Genomic DNA, 15,600 nt, shown 5'->3' with positions numbered 1-15,600 from the left:
AAGTAATAGCGAAACCGGACGGATTTTATTTTATGTAAAGGAGCGCCGTATAATGAATAAGCTACCACAACATGAAGACAATAGACGTAAAGTAGAAAATCGGAAAAATTATCTTCTGGAAAGGCAAGCTCAATATCAGTATGCCTATGAGTATGCCAATACGATCGCTGTCGTGCGTAAATTACCGTATCGGGAAATACCGGGGCTTGGATATTGGCTGCGGGGAGGACTAAATCTGTTACGCTTGATTCCAAGCTTGCCAAGCTTAGCAGTTACTTATTTGCGCCACTTATTCGGCAAGCCCATGGAAAGTTATCAAGACTATGTTTTTTATCCGTTTAGCCCGCCGAATCCCGATCTGGTTAATAATTTTCAACAAGATCTGATATTTGGTTTGCAGCGTGTCATTGGAGTAAATCCTGTTGTATTGCGCGCTGTGACTTCTCGGCATTCTCTTCCAGAAAAACTGACAGAATCTGAAATCCAGCGCATTTTTGTTGAATACATTAAGGAAATTGACTATGCGACAGCCATCGAACAGAAGCGCATGTACGTCCTGGATTATGCAGTGTTGGATATATTGCAGCAAAACCCCGGGCATATTGATGGCGGACGTAAACAATATACTACCACTCCGATAGTGGTGTTATTTATGCAATCAGATGGTATGTTGCGACCGATCGCCATACAGCTATATCAAGATTCTAAGTTTGATAATCCAATTTATACCGCAAGGGACGGCAACCTCTGGCTGGTAGCAAAACTGTTTGCCCAAGTCGCAGACGGTAACCACCATATTCTATATACCCATGCTACCCGGATTCATTATGTCATGGAAGCTATTATCATGGCCTCACGCAGGCAGCTATATAAATCCCACCCACTCTCTGTTCTGTTAAATCCACATCTGCAACATACCCTTAATGTGAATCATCAGCATACTTTCCTAAAGGATCAAAAAGGGCGTCCTGGACGGTTTGGTGAGTTATTTGCTGGGGACTATGAAGCGACCACCCAGTGCATGGCCAATGGCATGACGAGCTTTAACTTTAGAGCATCTGCCTTTCCTGATGATATAGCAAGCCGGGAAGTAGATAACCCTGATCTTTTTTATCCCTACCGTGATGACGGTATGTTGTTATGGAATGCCATTCAAAGTTTTATTAGAGACTATGTAGATGTCTATTACCGTTCTGATGCAGATGTGAGTGAAGACTACGAAATCCAGGCATGGGCCAATGACATCAGTGCACAAGATCGCGGTAGGATACCCGGGTTTCCTGCTAAATTTGAATCCAAACAAGAGCTGGCTGAGACGCTTGGTCATATTATTTTTCTATGCACTGCTTTTCATTCGAGCATTCATTTCAACCAATATAAATATCCGGGGTTTGTTCCCAATATGCCGCATGCGGCTTATGTGCCACCCCCGACGGGAAAATGCACTGAAATGGATGAGGCTGGGCTATTGAAGTTTCAACCAGCATTTCGAGCTGCTTATTCGCAAACATGGACCTATTTCCAGACGAATTTTACTGTCAACCGTATTGGTCAATATCCATTACGGCAATTCGATCCACCAGCGTGCGATGTAATAAAACGGTTCAGAAATCGGCTAAAAGAAATAGAAAGGGAAATCGATCAAAGAAATAGTAAGCGTTTCGTCGCTTATGATCGCATGAATCCAAGGTCCATCCCAAATGGTGTAACAGTTTAATAAGAGGCTGCTATGATACTAATTAAATTCTATGTATTTATACCTTATTTTACTTCTGGAAGTGATTGGCGGATGGCAATTAATAAAATAAGTACGATGGGGGTGAGCCTAAAAAAGCTTCTCTGGGAAATCAAAAAGCTAAGACGTATGAGCTACCGCCAGAAGCTTTGAATAATGCTGACGATCTTTTGGCAGTCTGTTGTCTGCTGCCCGGCCAAGTTATTGTGATCGGTATGCATCAATAATGGGGGATTCCACCGAGGCCAGCAATTATTCCTGCGTGGGAGTGCAAAGTACAGGAAGATAATACGCTCAAACTAACAAGTTATCTGAGCTTAACAGGTGATCATGCTTTAGTTAATTATGAATCCACTCGGAGCGTTTTAAGTTCTAGTAGCATCACATTTAACAACGCTACCGCCAAATATGATGCAGATCGTTTTTTCCGAGTGTGTGCGGGGGTTACACCTTGGCAAAAGGCAGGTTGGAGTCTGCGCGGTTACGCTCGCGGCGATTATGTCATATCGATATCAAAAGCTTCCAAGAAAAAAGTAAAAAAGTGCGCTTGCCACTGATAAGGATGGGAACAGTCTCTCCCTGGCGATGCAGGTTAATAGACAAAACCTACCTTCTGTTAATGAGCACTTTGGGAGCTGAAATCAGCTATGCGATTAGCACAAAGAAGTTTATTCCCGTCATTATTCCACGGCTATGCACGGAGGGGTACATGAATTTGAAAATGATAGCAGAAGCGCTAGGGCTGGCTTCATCGATCAAAAGGGTGCTAATCTCACCTTTGGTTCGATGGCGGTCACGGGTCAGAACACAAATGGGCAAACCTGGGTTTAGGGTGCAGAGGCTGTTTGTTCGTTCAATCATTGACTATATTCATTATGATGGATTAATCATAAACCATGCAAATAACAATATCATTTGAGGAGACATCCTAATGAATTTCTAAGCGTAATCGGCAATTAGAAATACGGTTAAATAAAATCAGTCAGGGAAAAGAGAGAATGGATACTTGCTTTCATGATCGTAGTAATTATTATTTGATTTATCCCTACTTCAGATGTTGCCGCTCATCGCTGCTTTCTGCAATGGCAGGTCTGCTTCTGCTCAGTGGCTGCAATACTTGGAATTCTGAGCTCTCCTGTTTTGAGATTCTCCTGCAAGGTGATATTCAGCATGTGGCACAAACCAGAGAGCAGCGTTTTCTTGGCAAGGTTCCAGAAAAGCGGGCGCATTGTCTTGGTGGAGATCGTGCCGTTACGCTCAACCAGAGCCCCTGGCTGGATTGGCCAAATTTCTGGGCTACAGGTGATGGCTTGTCACTATTCCCGCTTACTTTACTAGATGGCACATTTTTCGGCCCCAATGCGCGCGGTATCAATGGTGCACTCTATGAACTAGAGTTACAACGCATTGAACTCATCAAGTTCAATCTTTTCGACAATAATGGAACTTACCAGGCTTATATCACAGGCCGTGATGGTAAGGCGGGTCCCATGTTGCAAGCCTGGCCAGAAATGCAGTTGCCGCCAACTCATCTCAATTATCAGGATGTGGAGAGTGAGCAAAAACAAGTCTGCAGGGGTGATTTAATCCGTTTTCGCACTGTTACTGGCATCTGCAATGATATTTACAACCCATTGATGGGTTCAACTCATCAGCTCTTTGCGCGCAACGTTCAGTTTGACACGACTTTCCCTGACCTGGGCCTCCACGAATTGACCAGAAATCGCCATGGCGAACGATTAGCCTTGCTGAAGCCCGATCCACAGGTGATTAGCCGGAAAATATTGACACGTATGCAATCTCACCCTGACAAATGCCAGAACGGTTACGGCTTGCTCAACAGCCCTGAAGAAGCCGAGTGTGATTACAAAAAGGCTCCAACCTTTAATGTGCTGGCAGCTTTTTGGATTCAATTCATGACCCATGATTGGTTTTCTCATGTTGATGAAGAATCCAGTCAGCCAGAGTGGATGAAAGTTGGTTGTGCGACTCAACGGGTCGACAATAGCGAACAACCATTAACGGTGGAGGAGGTCACGCAACTGGGCTGTCGGCCGGATGACAAAATCAATGTTGCGCCTGTTGCTGACGATACGCCGCCCGAATCGTTTATGCATAACGATCGAACCTACCTCACACGCGCACCGAAGACCACACGCAATCATGTGACAGCCTGGTGGGATGCTTCACAACTGTATGGCTATGATAAACGATCTAGTCAACGAGTGAAGCGAGATCCCGGAGATCCAGCCAAGATACTGCTGGTGCCGGTGAGAGAGGGGGGAGGTGAGGGAGATAAGGGTGGATACTTGCCGATCTTCGACGCTAGCGATCCCATCAAACCAGAATGGTCAGGTCAGGAATCTACCGCTTTCCCCGATAACTGGTCTTTCGGGCTGAGCTTCTTTCACAACGTATTTGCGAGAGAGCACAATGCTTTTGTTGATGAGTTCCACAAGCAGGCAGCGAAAACTCCCGATGCCGACAGCGGTTTAAGAAACCCAGGCAGACCAGAGGTTATTATTCACTATCAAGATGTTACACCGGACGAGTTGTTTAATGTTGCCCGGCTGGTTGTTTCTGCTGAAATAGCCAAGATCCATACCATCGAATGGACGACGCAACTGCTGTATAATGAACCATTGTATCGGGGCATGAATGCTAATTGGCATGGTCTTTTTCATGAACATACAGCGGTATCTGAGGCGCTAAGAGAAATTATCCGCCAACTTGATGACGTAGATGCTGCCAACAACAGTCTCTATACAGTTTTTGCAGTCGGAGCGGGCATTTTCGGGCTAGGTAACCACCGATATGAAGGAACATCTTATTATTCTTTAGTCGATCGCAGCAGGAAGGATCTCTGGACACTTTCCAGCGATGATGACATCAACGGCGGGGTCAACCATTTTGGCTCTCCTTTCAATTTTCCTGAAGAGTTTGTCACCGTTTACCGGTTGCATCCTTTGCTGCCGGATCTGATCGAATACCGAGAATGGAATAAGGATCCGAATGTCATTCAGCAAAAAATACCTATTATTGATACGTTTCGCGGAAAAGCAACTGAGGCGATACGGCAGAAGGGCTTGGCGAATTGGGCGCTCAGCATGGGCCGCCAGCGGGCGGGAGAGCTGACGCTTCAGAACCATCCGCAGTTTTTGCAAAACCTGAAGATGCCGCATTTGCAATCGTTCACACAACAGATTGATATTGCCGCACTCGACCTCCTTCGCGATCGGGAACGAGGTATTCCGCGTTATAACGAGTTTCGCCGACAGTACGGGTTAAAGCAGCTGACTCGTTTTGAAGACTTTATCGATCCGCGTTTGCCCGAGGATTCTCCCGCTCGGCGCGAGCAGGAGCAGCTTGTGAAGACGTTGCGCGAGGTATACGGGCAGCACCGCTGTGATGAATCCAAACAGATTACAAATGCTCAACTGAACAACGATAACTCACCCATCAATGATTGTTTAGGGCATCCAAACGGCAGCCTCATTGACAATATTGAGGATGTGGATACGATGGTTGGCTGGTTGGCGGAATTCAAGCGGCCGCATGGTTTTGCTATTTCAGAAACTCAATTTGTTGTGTTCATTCTCAATGCTTCACGCAGACTTTTCAGCGACCGCTTTTTTACATCAAGTTTTCGCCCGGAATTCTATAGCACTCTTGGAGTCGAGTGGGTAATGCACAATGGGCCGGGTCTGGAAAAGATGGAGCAGGGGATGTCGAATGGTCATCAACAGCCGGTCTCTCCTTTAAAGCGTGTTCTTCTGAGAACGTTACCAGAACTGGAAGATGAACTCGCAGGAGTAATGAATGTATTTGATCCTTGGGCGCGAGATCGGGGGAAATATTACAGCACCGAATGGGAACCTCGGCGTGGTGCTGAGGGGGATAGCGCGTTCGCTAAGTAATCCCTATGTGCATGTAAAAAAGTTATGAAGCACGCTTTCTCGCATCTTCAATGATAATTTCACTGGCTTTCTCGCTGATCATGTAGACAGCGGATACAATAAAGAAACCGGGTATTTTAGGGAATATCGAAGCATCTACGATGCGCAAGTTACTCGTGCCATAAACCTGAAACCGGTTATCAACGACTGCCATTTCATCGCTTTCTGGTCCCATTTTACAGGTACAGGAGGCATGATGCCCCCAAGCTTGATCTTTAATGAATTGACGGATTTCATCGCGGCTTCTGACTTTTGTGCCTGGAAGAATCTCCTCGTCAATTAAATCTCTGCAATGTCCAATGATGTTACGGACACTTTCTACTCCCTCAGCTACTGAATCTAAATCTTTCTTACCATCGTTGCCCTCTAGGTCTTCAGGAAAGTAATTGAAATGAATGTCAGGAACATCGCGTGGATCGTTAGACCGCAAGGTAACTGCGCCTGTGTTGCTGGTGTGCGCTTTAAGAATGGCCCAGGTAAAGATATTTTCTTTGCAAGTATCAGAGTGGTCGCCATTCTTATTACATAGAGCATTAGGATAGCGATTATTTTCCTTACAAATGTCATTAGAGTAACCTGGATAATATCCACTAAAATTTCCGAGCAATCCAAAAATCAATAGATCCGGATCACCATTTGGACGCTTAGAAGAGGAGCGTGTGATAAGGGCAATCGTGGCACCGTTCGTTGTATAAGGTCCTTTTTCCTGCAGCCACTGGGCGTATTGTGGGTCTGGTTCTTCTCCAGGTTCAGGAGGGCGTAATTTCATTCCTTTGATCAGGGGAATATCTTCTTTAAGTTTTGTTACCACTCCTACTTCATAGCGATCCTGCAAATTTTTTCCTACACCTGGCAATTCTACTTTTACCTCAATCTTATGTTTTTCCAACTCTTCCCGCGGACCAATCCCGGATAGCATGAGCAGTTGGGGGGTATTGAAAGCACCAGCGGCTATAATGACTTCGTGTTTCACACGAACTGTTTTTGCTTCGGACACAACTGCCTCGTTGTGCCGAGGATCAGCGCGGTATTGATGAGCACCTACACGGTACTCCACACCGTAAGCTTTGTTATGCTCGTTGAGCAAAATACGTTGAACCAATGAGTGGGTTCTTATGATCAATTTGTCAGGGCATTGTTCACGAACCCGCAGGATGTACTCCCTGGCGCCCACCCGCTTGCCGTGTTGAGTAGTTAACGGAATTTTGTATAAACCTTCAGGAATAATGCGAATTAAACGCCAATCATTGGGATCGAAGCGAATAATAAATTTCAGAATTCCTAGAAAAAAACGTTTTAGCGGATTCATCATGCGCCGGGATTCTAATACGGTAGCGACCGTCAGTTTTGTGAGTACTTTGTCCTTCAATAGCATCCAGCGATTAGCTTGGTTAGTTGGCAACCAGCCATCAAATCCATGATGACTCCAGATTTTCCATCTTGGAACATATTCACAGCGTTCCAAGCGCTGGAAGTGCTTTTGCATATTTCGGCTATCCCAGCTTGGGTCATTCATTAGTTTTGCAATGTAATCCCAATCACTATTGTGGGGATACATCAGAACCATAGCATTATGTGCGGTGCATCCACCAAGTGTTCCTGAGCGAGGGTAGAGCACCCCATCTTTTTCTTTACTAAACTTATAATCCCGCTCTTGCTGAGTTTTGTCGTCATAATGACGCACGAAGTAATCCCAGCGAAGATCCTCATTTTCAGATGCGCGGGCATGAAATGCCGGGACTTTATAATCACACGGCTCATCATCGCCACCCGCTTCCAGTAACAATACACGGAAACCTTCCATGGCCAGGTTGCAAGCAAGCGGTCCTCCACCCGCACCGGAGCCTATTACGATGTAATCAAACTTTTCGCAATCGTTACTATCGCTCTGATGGTCTTTCAAAGGGCCAGGCTTATCCACAAATTATCTCCAATATGATTCAAAAATTTTTGATAGATTTTTCCGGAATAGCGTCATTGTACCGATAAACACCACAATCAATTTGTGCTTAATTAATCAAGAGCTTGGTTTGCAATACTTAGATGATTCTTTCTTCCGAAGAAGAAGGCTGGTTGAAAACCAAATAAGCTTAGAAACTCAGAAACACAGTAGATACCCCGCTGCTTATAGCGGGGTATCTCATTTATGAAAAATTACATGGTTTTAAGAAACTCAATCAAAGCACGCTTATCACTGTCATTGAGTGCCGTTCTGTGTTCCTCTGCTGGCAGGTAATCCGTACCAAAATAATGCCCCCGATTGACCACAAAATCTGGACATTTATTCACTTCCAGTAGAGGATCGAGTATGCCACTCAGGATTTTGCGCAATTCTTCATCGGTAATGCTCTTTGGGTCTTCCTGTGCTTTCCACAAAGTAAAGATATCCCATCCAACGTACTTTAAGACATCCCACGACAGGGAAATTTTTTGACCTAGGTCCATTTCCATATTGATATTGGAAATCAGATTCACCGGGATACCTTCAGGAAATGGACCAAGTTCCAGTCCATCGCCAATAGGAAATATTCTTATATACCAAGGAAGATAACTCTTTAGTATTTTTAACTCGCTCCTTTCAGTGGTTCGGTCGATAATCCCGGGAACTTCTTTGCCTGATCGGGTGAGGTAGGTTTTTCCCTCACAGCTGCTTGCTGTTTCCGAGCCATAAATATATGCCCCTTCCTCAGTGTATGCGCCTTCCTTCCCATCGTACTCAGCAGCATACAAATCTTTTTGATCACAGTAACGCTTCTCGGGCCACAGCAATTGCTCTATGCTGATCCGGAAGGATTTCATACGGTCTTCTACCGAGCCTGACCAATAAAATTTACCTAGCGTATTGTTTAGCAGGAACGGCGCGGTAGACCATATACTGGTAAGAGAAGGTGGCCGGATATAACCACGTCCACCCTTGTTGTCCTTGTCGTTAGGAGGTATTTCATAAAATGTTTGCTCACGAGTAATCGGATGGTGAATGATGGCCTCGCCTACCGAAGGCAGATTTTTGTAAGAAGTAGACGAAAAATTATCCCAGGTGTCTCCCTCGATTGCATTGGTCGCTATAGAAGCGCAGATATTGGTTTCCAGCAAAGTAACCGGCACGCGCAACTCAGTAGAAAGGAAATTTTCCTTAAGAAAATCCTCTTCTAATACAATTTTTGTCATTTTCTCCTTGAATTCAGCGGAATTGGTCCAGTGCCAGTATTGGTTCCAGCAATCCAGGTAATCAGGGCCGACACAGCCGTTGTTTGGGAAAAACTGGTATGCTTCCTCTGGCAATTTGCTTGAATGACAAGCAGCGCAGTTCTCGGCAAATACTTTTTTGCCGCGCTCGAGAGTTTTTTCATCATCGGTCAGGTAGCGTTCACCCCCAGGCGCATTCTTCAGATAATCAGGAGGGGTTGCAGCGAGAAAAAATAACGCGCCATCCAGAGTTTGTTGCTCAGTCGCCCGCCAATAGCTGGAATTTTGTTCTGCTGCTTTGATCGGAAAAGGTGTAAAAGGCTTGCCACCTACCAAAGGAGTAATATGCTGTAGCCATTCTTCACTAAATAAACCAATATTAATGAAAACACGATTCAGTGCGCCCAATCCACCCACTGAGTCTGCAGCATCCTTAAGCACACGTGGTGTCAGCACTTTATCAACCTCTTTTGATGCTTTGAAAAATGCTCTAAGTGAGCTGTCAGCAGGAACCTCTTCAAAATGATTGAACTGTTTATTACCTCGTTCACCATCGGTTAATTCTTCTTCTCCCCAACGTAATGCATGGAGCATGCGTGCAGGAAGATTATAGATCGCGTTCATAGTGCGAGGATTGTTAATATAGTCGGTGGAAATAAGGGAGGTATCCAGTGCGCCTGGTCGATTAGTATGGAGAGTCTGGTAGGCGAAACTGGTTTTATCCGCCTCATATGCAAACACACGGTCAAACCAGAAATATTGCGCGCCGGGATTGGAATTGAGATTGGCCCATTGTGGATTTTCCGGGTCTTTGGGCGGATTGGTTGGATTGGGTCCCACATGACAGAAGCCACAGGACATCCCTACCCGGTAAGGTTTAACTAATTTGGGATCATTGTAGTATGCAGGATCAGAATAATATTTTTCTGCATCCCAGCGTTTTTTTGCTGCCTCATTAAAATCAGGGTTGGGAAATAAACGAAGCCCTATAATCCCGGTTGCGTAGCCATAATAGGAACCCACAGGCACAGTCTTGCCACGTGCCCCGATTTTGACGCCTGGATATTTCTTTTCGTTCTCGAAAGGATCGGCAGCACAATCCGGGTCTCGTACATCCAGATATAAGCCGAAGCGATCCTCGCGGCCAGCCAGCTTGCCTTCCGGGTCAGTATTTTTCATAAAACACGGTTCATTGACGAGGCCAAACCACTCCCATCGATGATCACGACTGTGCTTCGGATTCTTCTCCTGGAGCTTAGGGTGGTTCGACAATACTTTTAGCAGATCAAAACTGCCAAAGCTCTGCGCATTCATGTTATCCCAGAGCTTGTCATTACCGCCCGTCCAAACAATCCAGTTGTTGCGGCCTTTGACTATACGGGTAACCGCTTCCTCAGGGGATATAGCGGTAGTAGGAGACCAAAATGGTTGTAACGCAGCGACTACTTCATCAGGTTTTTGGCTGATTCCATAATCCATATCTATGAAATAATCCTCATCTGCCGCGGGAAAACTTTCTGCAGATCTGTTCACACATTGCGCCTCGTCCATGATTGATCCCGACTTGGCATTACCACCTTTGATACATTCGCTCGCGATTTTTAGCGATCGGTCGTCTGAGCACCCTGCAAGAAATAAAGCTAAACTGAATCCAATAAAGGGCAGGATTTTTTTATATTTTTTCATGGCAGTCTCCAGAATTAGTGATTGATCAAACATACTGGAATTCGAAGTTACCACTAGCAAAACACTTAAAATAATCTCTCTTTTCTTTCAGTAACTATATTACTTTATTTACAATTTTTACTATATAAATTTTAATTAATATTCAATATGCCTTTTGCAAAGATCTTTTTATCGCGTATTTAATTCTTGCACATTAAACAAACTTAGAATAAAGTCATTTAGAATAAATTTTTACAGATAAGCGAGAGCGGGTTTCCTGTTATAAAAAAACCGTTAGCAATTAAATAGAAAGAGGAGAAGGGTAAATCTAGATTATTAGTTTAAAAAATTTTTAATTGATTCTAAGCCTTTATCATTGTGTATGTGCTTTAGAGTTACTTGGATTATTACAAATCAAGTGTTGTCAGGCATTCTGTTTACTTGTTTTTGATATAACTCTATGAGGAGTAACTAAAATGAACAATACAGTAAGAACTTGGTTGAGTAAATCACGTGAAGAATTAGATGAAATTTATCGTAATGCCAACCCAGGAAACATTCCAACTGGCGATACACAAGGCACAGCAATTCTGGCAGGATCAATCTTCTCAAAACTCGTGGCAGCCTTTGCCCGTCTCTTTGCTTGGCAAGGTAAAGTGTTTGATTTATTTTGCCCAGGCGGTCAGGCTGGTGTTCTTGTCAACAAGATTACACCATTTGGCCTGACATTCATTATTGCCAAGGTATATCGTGACAAAAGCTGGCTAGATGGGAAAGATACCATCGTCATCGATTATTCTAAAACTTCCTTCGTTGCTAAAGTGATCCGCGATGAAATTCGTGAGATCGAGCCTGGTGTTTATCTTGGGAAAGTATGGTGGGGTAAAACACGCGTTCTGGATTTTGCCCTGACACGAAATGATGCTAGATAAGAAATCATGTAAATGTTTACTTGAGATAGAAAACTATGACACCTCAATCTACCTTCATGATTGTCGCGACTGTGCGTGTTGGGCAGTTGAAAAACCTGCGTGCTTTGTTGGCTTCAATGAACAAAGTGCCTGGTCATGCTGACCCCGATAATAGCTTGATTCCATTCAGTCGTTTTAATCGCTTGCATTTTGCGCGCTTTGTCATCATAGAAGCCACTACGACACACGAAATTAAAGAATTTGGCGTAAAACCAAGACTTTGGCGACCGACTCTCGCCTTTCTGGGCGACATTGATGGGGATATGCATACTTTTTTAGCAGAACTTGCGGAACAAGCAGAATCAGGTCTGAAAAAAATCTTTTCCCATTGCGATGGTTTTTCTAAGGAAGATCAAAATTTGCTTGAATGGATGCAAGCGCACACTATCAATCCCAAAGCAAATTATGTTAACTGGATTGGTCGAACGGTCAAACAAATACATGAAGAAGCTGCACTCCATCGAAGCCTGTCTACCTATTTAAAGAAAATCGTTGATGATGTTGGCCGGGAAAATGTCCGTACCTTACGACAAAAGCTTTTGTCACATGTCGAAATGGAAAAATATAAAGGTAGACTTACATTATCACCACCCGAACCAACACCCACAGACTGGAAAATACGCAATCTGCTGCATATGATTGGGGTGCCGTTAATTCTACTTCTGCTATCCCCGCTGCTGTTAGCTATCGCACCTTTCTTTGCCCTACGTCTGAGAATGCTGGAGCGTTCCGACCCTGAGCTCTTTATCCGGCCTAGCTATGAACATATCAATGAACTTTCAAAACAGGAAGATTGGGATGTCAGTAATCAGTATAGCGTGTTTGGGGATGTGAAGCCGGGGTTGTTCCGTCTGCTGACTTTCAAATTTATACTTCTGCTGACCAACTGGTTTGCAAGACATGTATACAATCGTGGTTTTCTCGCTCGAATAAAAACCATCCATTTTGCGCGCTGGGTGTTTATGGATAATAACCATAGAGTTTTTTTTGCCAGCAATTATGATGGTAGCCATGAGAGTTATATGGATGATTTCATTAACAAGGTTGGCTGGGGTTTGAATCTTACTTTCAGTAATGCGGTAGGCTACCCTACCACGAGATGGATCATTAAAGAAGGTGCTCAGCGGGAGCTTGCATTCAAATATACGCAAAGGCGACATCAAATACCTACAGAAGTCTGGTATAAGGCTTATCCAGGGCTAACAGCCGTTGATTTGGCACGTAATAGCCGCATCCGGCAGGGTGTTGAGATTCGTCAATCCAACGATGCAGAAATCCGTGAATGGCTCAGCCTGATCTGAACTGGGAGTATGGAAATGAAAAAATCAAACGATTTTGAATTCGATGATCTGCAGGGATTGTTGCGCTTTGGATATGGAAAATTAACCGATAGCTGTTTCATGTTGCTGAATATTGCAAATGTTGAGGCAGCTAAGCAATGGTTGAAGACGGCACCCATCAGTAATGCTGTTACGATGGATTCTCCGCCTGATACGGTGCTGCAGATTGCTTTTTCTGTGCATGGTTTACGTATATTGGGAATAGGTGAATCGATTATAAGCGATTTCTCTGATGAATTCATTTATGGCATGACCAGAAATGAAAATTGTTCTCGACGACTAGGTGATATTGGTCGTAATGCGCCTGAACGCTGGGAGTGGGGGAATGATTCGGTAACAACGATGCCGCATATCTTATTGCTGCTTTATGCCAAAAAAGGAAAGCTCGAAGCTTGGCGGAAAACTGTTGAAGATGAACGTTTTTCACAAGCATTTCAGCTACTGAGACAATTACCTACTTCAAATTTAGGGCGATTTGAACCTTTCGGATTCGATGATAGTATCAGTCAGCCCACGATTGACTGGACTTATCGGCAAAGCACAGACCCACATGAACGTGATCGTTACTCTAATTTATTGGCTGTGGGAGAGATGGTGCTTGGCTACCCAAATGAATATGGGCAGTACACTGCGCGACCACTCGTTGATCCCAAAAAAGACCACCTTGCAACCGATCTGCCAGATGCTGAAGATGATCCCACGCTAAAGGATTTTGCGCGTAATGGCACATATTTAGTGCTGCGAGAGTTAGGTCAGGATGTTCCCGGTTTTTGGCAATTTCTCGACAAGGCATCGGATTCAAAGCCGAAAAAACGTGAACAACTTGCCGCTGCGATGGTTGGGAGAGAGCGTAATGGTACGCCATTGATCGCGGAACACATTCCAGGCATTTCACGCAAAGATCATGGTAATCATTTTACTTATGACTTAGATGCCACAGGAAATCATTGTCCGATCAGTGCCCATGTTCGCAGGGCTAATCCTCGTACAGGCGACTTGCCAGGCAATATAACAGATGTGGGTATAATCGGCTTTATCCGCCGGTTGACTAAAATCCTGGGGTTTGGGCAAAAACCGGAAGAAGATCTGGTTGCTTCCTCCCGTTTCCATCGTTTGTTCCGACGCGGTCGCAGCTACGGTAATGTCCTTGCACCGGAAGATGCGATCAAGCCGGATATTCCTGCTGCCAAACATGGCCTCCAGTTTATCTGCCTGGTAGCCAACATATCGCGGCAGTTTGAATTTGTCCAGAATGCCTGGATTGCGAATAGTAAATTTAATGGGCTGCACGAGGAACCCGACCCCTTGCTCGGAAATCGTGAGCCGTTAATGAGTGGGGAAAGTACCGATCATTTTAATCGTCCTGATCCATCCGGACCGATGCAGAAAATCTGCCATTTGCCGCAGTTTGTTGCTGTTCATGGTGGTGGATATTTTTTTATGCCTGGGTTGCGTGCATTAAAGTACATTTCAGCCTTACCTGCTAACGGAGGTAATAGATCATCATGAGGACAATCAAGGATCGAATTCTCAAAGCTATTCACAATTTTCTGATTTTGCTGCTGCGTATTGAACGCCGGTTAGAACCTTGGTTTCGGCCACAGTGGGACTATCTTTTCCGCGAACCTGGCTCAAGATTTATCCAGTTTTTGATTAATCGGCGGCGCAAGAACAAGGATCTTAATCTTAAATTGGCTGAGGAAAGATTTGATCCTGATGAAGAAGAAAGTCTCAATAAAATTATCGACCTTATGATGGATCAGATGCGTGGACGCTTCAAGCCAGGGGGGTATGAGCGAGGTGGTAATACCAAAACACATGGTATTGTGCGTGCCACGGTAACCATACGTGATGATCTGCCAGAGCATTGCCGTAAAGGTATTTTCGCCAATCCACGCAGTTATCCAGCCTATGTCCGTTATTCCGGACCGGGGCCGAATGTGCCTGCTGATATTAACGATGTCGGCTTTATGAGTATGGCGGTGAAACTCATGGGTGTCCCAGGTAAGAAACTCACGAGTGAAGAAAAATTTACGCAAGACTTTATCGCCACCAGCGGGGGCGCGACGTTTGTTACCCCCAATACGCGCGAAAACGCTAAACTGCAATACTGGAGTCTGGTGGATATGACACTTTATTATTTTCTCAATCCTAAAGACTCCCATTTGCTTGACTTCTTTATGCAAAGTCTGTGGACTGCTACTCAGTATAATCCATTGGGACAGCGCTACTGGAGTTGCACGCCTTATCTGTTAGGTGAAGGGCAGGCGATGATGTATTCATTTGTACCACAAACAAAAGACGTTGAAAGACATATCCCCGGCCTGCCTTTTGGCACACCGCCATTCAATTATCTGCGGGAAAATATGATCAAGACGCTGAATGAGAAAGATATTGAATTTGATCTTATGATTCAAATACAAACCGATCCTCATTTAATGCCTATTGAAGATAGCTCAGTACGCTGGCCTGAAAAGCTTTCTCCGTTTATCCCTGCTGCCACCATTCATATTCCGAAACAAAAGTTTGATTCGGATGCGCAGTTTGAGTTTGGTAGACGATTGAAAATGAATCCTTGGCATTGCCTTCCTGAACATCGGCCATTAGGTAATATAAATCGAGCCCGCTTTAGAATGTATTATGAGTTATCCAAATTCCGTCAAGAGATGAATGAGACTACCCATCTCGAACCAACCGGGGATGAGAAATTCGATTAGCATTTTTTATGCCGTTATGATTAATTAGGC

The 15,600-nt window shown here is 44.5% G+C and carries 8 protein-coding genes; 6 read left to right on the top strand and 2 right to left on the bottom strand.

The window, feature by feature from the left end; translation table 11 throughout:
• Positions 1-52: 52 nt before the first annotated feature.
• Both AAW31_RS14545 and AAW31_RS14535 read left to right on the top strand, forming a co-directional pair.
• Positions 53-1,717, top strand: a complete 1,665-nt coding sequence (locus AAW31_RS14545; protein WP_046850782.1) for a lipoxygenase family protein — start codon at positions 53-55, stop codon at positions 1,715-1,717.
• A gap of 1,016 nt (positions 1,718-2,733) precedes the next feature.
• Positions 2,734-5,652, top strand: coding sequence for a peroxidase family protein (locus tag AAW31_RS14535; RefSeq protein ID WP_082110477.1), 2,919 nt, complete (start codon positions 2,734-2,736; stop codon positions 5,650-5,652).
• A 22-nt stretch (positions 5,653-5,674) separates the two neighbouring features.
• Here the strand turns inward: AAW31_RS14535 and AAW31_RS14530 are convergent, their stop codons facing one another.
• Both AAW31_RS14530 and AAW31_RS14525 read right to left on the bottom strand, forming a co-directional pair.
• A complete protein-coding gene (locus tag AAW31_RS14530; protein ID WP_082110476.1) occupies positions 5,675-7,612 on the bottom strand; it encodes a GMC family oxidoreductase in 1,938 nt (645 codons plus the stop codon).
• Positions 7,613-7,845: 233 nt separating this feature from the next.
• Entirely contained in the window at positions 7,846-10,563 is a 2,718-nt protein-coding gene (locus tag AAW31_RS14525) for a c-type cytochrome (protein ID WP_052752282.1), read from the bottom strand.
• 455 nt (positions 10,564-11,018) lie between these two features.
• Here AAW31_RS14525 and AAW31_RS14520 point away from each other — a divergent pair, with 455 nt between their 5' ends.
• The 4 genes from AAW31_RS14520 to AAW31_RS14505 are packed head-to-tail and all read left to right on the top strand — an operon-like array spanning position 11,019 to position 15,570.
• A complete protein-coding gene (locus tag AAW31_RS14520) occupies positions 11,019-11,474 on the top strand; it encodes a hypothetical protein (protein ID WP_046850780.1) in 456 nt (151 codons plus the stop codon).
• Positions 11,475-11,509: 35 nt separating this feature from the next.
• Positions 11,510-12,814, top strand: coding sequence for a hypothetical protein (locus AAW31_RS14515; protein ID WP_046850779.1), 1,305 nt, complete (start codon positions 11,510-11,512; stop codon positions 12,812-12,814).
• 15 nt (positions 12,815-12,829) lie between these two features.
• Positions 12,830-14,362 carry a Dyp-type peroxidase gene (locus tag AAW31_RS14510; RefSeq protein WP_046850778.1) on the top strand — a complete coding sequence of 511 codons (1,533 nt, stop codon included), beginning with the start codon at positions 12,830-12,832 and terminating at the stop codon, positions 14,360-14,362.
• Positions 14,359-15,570: a catalase family protein gene (locus AAW31_RS14505; RefSeq protein ID WP_046850777.1), complete on the top strand. Its 1,212-nt coding sequence runs from the start codon at positions 14,359-14,361 to the stop codon at positions 15,568-15,570. The genes AAW31_RS14510 and AAW31_RS14505 overlap by 4 nt, the downstream gene beginning before the upstream one ends.
• The last annotated feature ends 30 nt before the right edge of the window (positions 15,571-15,600 follow it).

This window comes from Nitrosomonas communis, assembly GCF_001007935.1.
Taxonomy (GTDB): domain Bacteria; phylum Pseudomonadota; class Gammaproteobacteria; order Burkholderiales; family Nitrosomonadaceae; genus Nitrosomonas; species Nitrosomonas communis.
Note: the sequence above shows the minus strand (reverse complement) of the source record. Positions and strands in the feature narration are given on the sequence as shown.

Excerpts from the sequence above, each read along its gene's own strand:
- AAW31_RS14545 (WP_046850782.1), top strand. The coding sequence starts at position 53 with ATGAATAAGCTACCACAACATGAAGACAATAGACGTAAAGTAGAAAAT.
- AAW31_RS14535 (WP_082110477.1), top strand. The coding sequence starts at position 2,734 with ATGGATACTTGCTTTCATGATCGTAGTAATTATTATTTGATTTATCCC.
- AAW31_RS14525 (WP_052752282.1), bottom strand. The coding sequence starts at position 10,563 with ATGAAAAAATATAAAAAAATCCTGCCCTTTATTGGATTCAGTTTAGCT.
- AAW31_RS14520 (WP_046850780.1), top strand. The coding sequence starts at position 11,019 with ATGAACAATACAGTAAGAACTTGGTTGAGTAAATCACGTGAAGAATTA.
- AAW31_RS14515 (WP_046850779.1), top strand. The coding sequence starts at position 11,510 with ATGACACCTCAATCTACCTTCATGATTGTCGCGACTGTGCGTGTTGGG.
- AAW31_RS14510 (WP_046850778.1), top strand. The coding sequence starts at position 12,830 with ATGAAAAAATCAAACGATTTTGAATTCGATGATCTGCAGGGATTGTTG.
- AAW31_RS14505 (WP_046850777.1), top strand. The coding sequence starts at position 14,359 with ATGAGGACAATCAAGGATCGAATTCTCAAAGCTATTCACAATTTTCTG.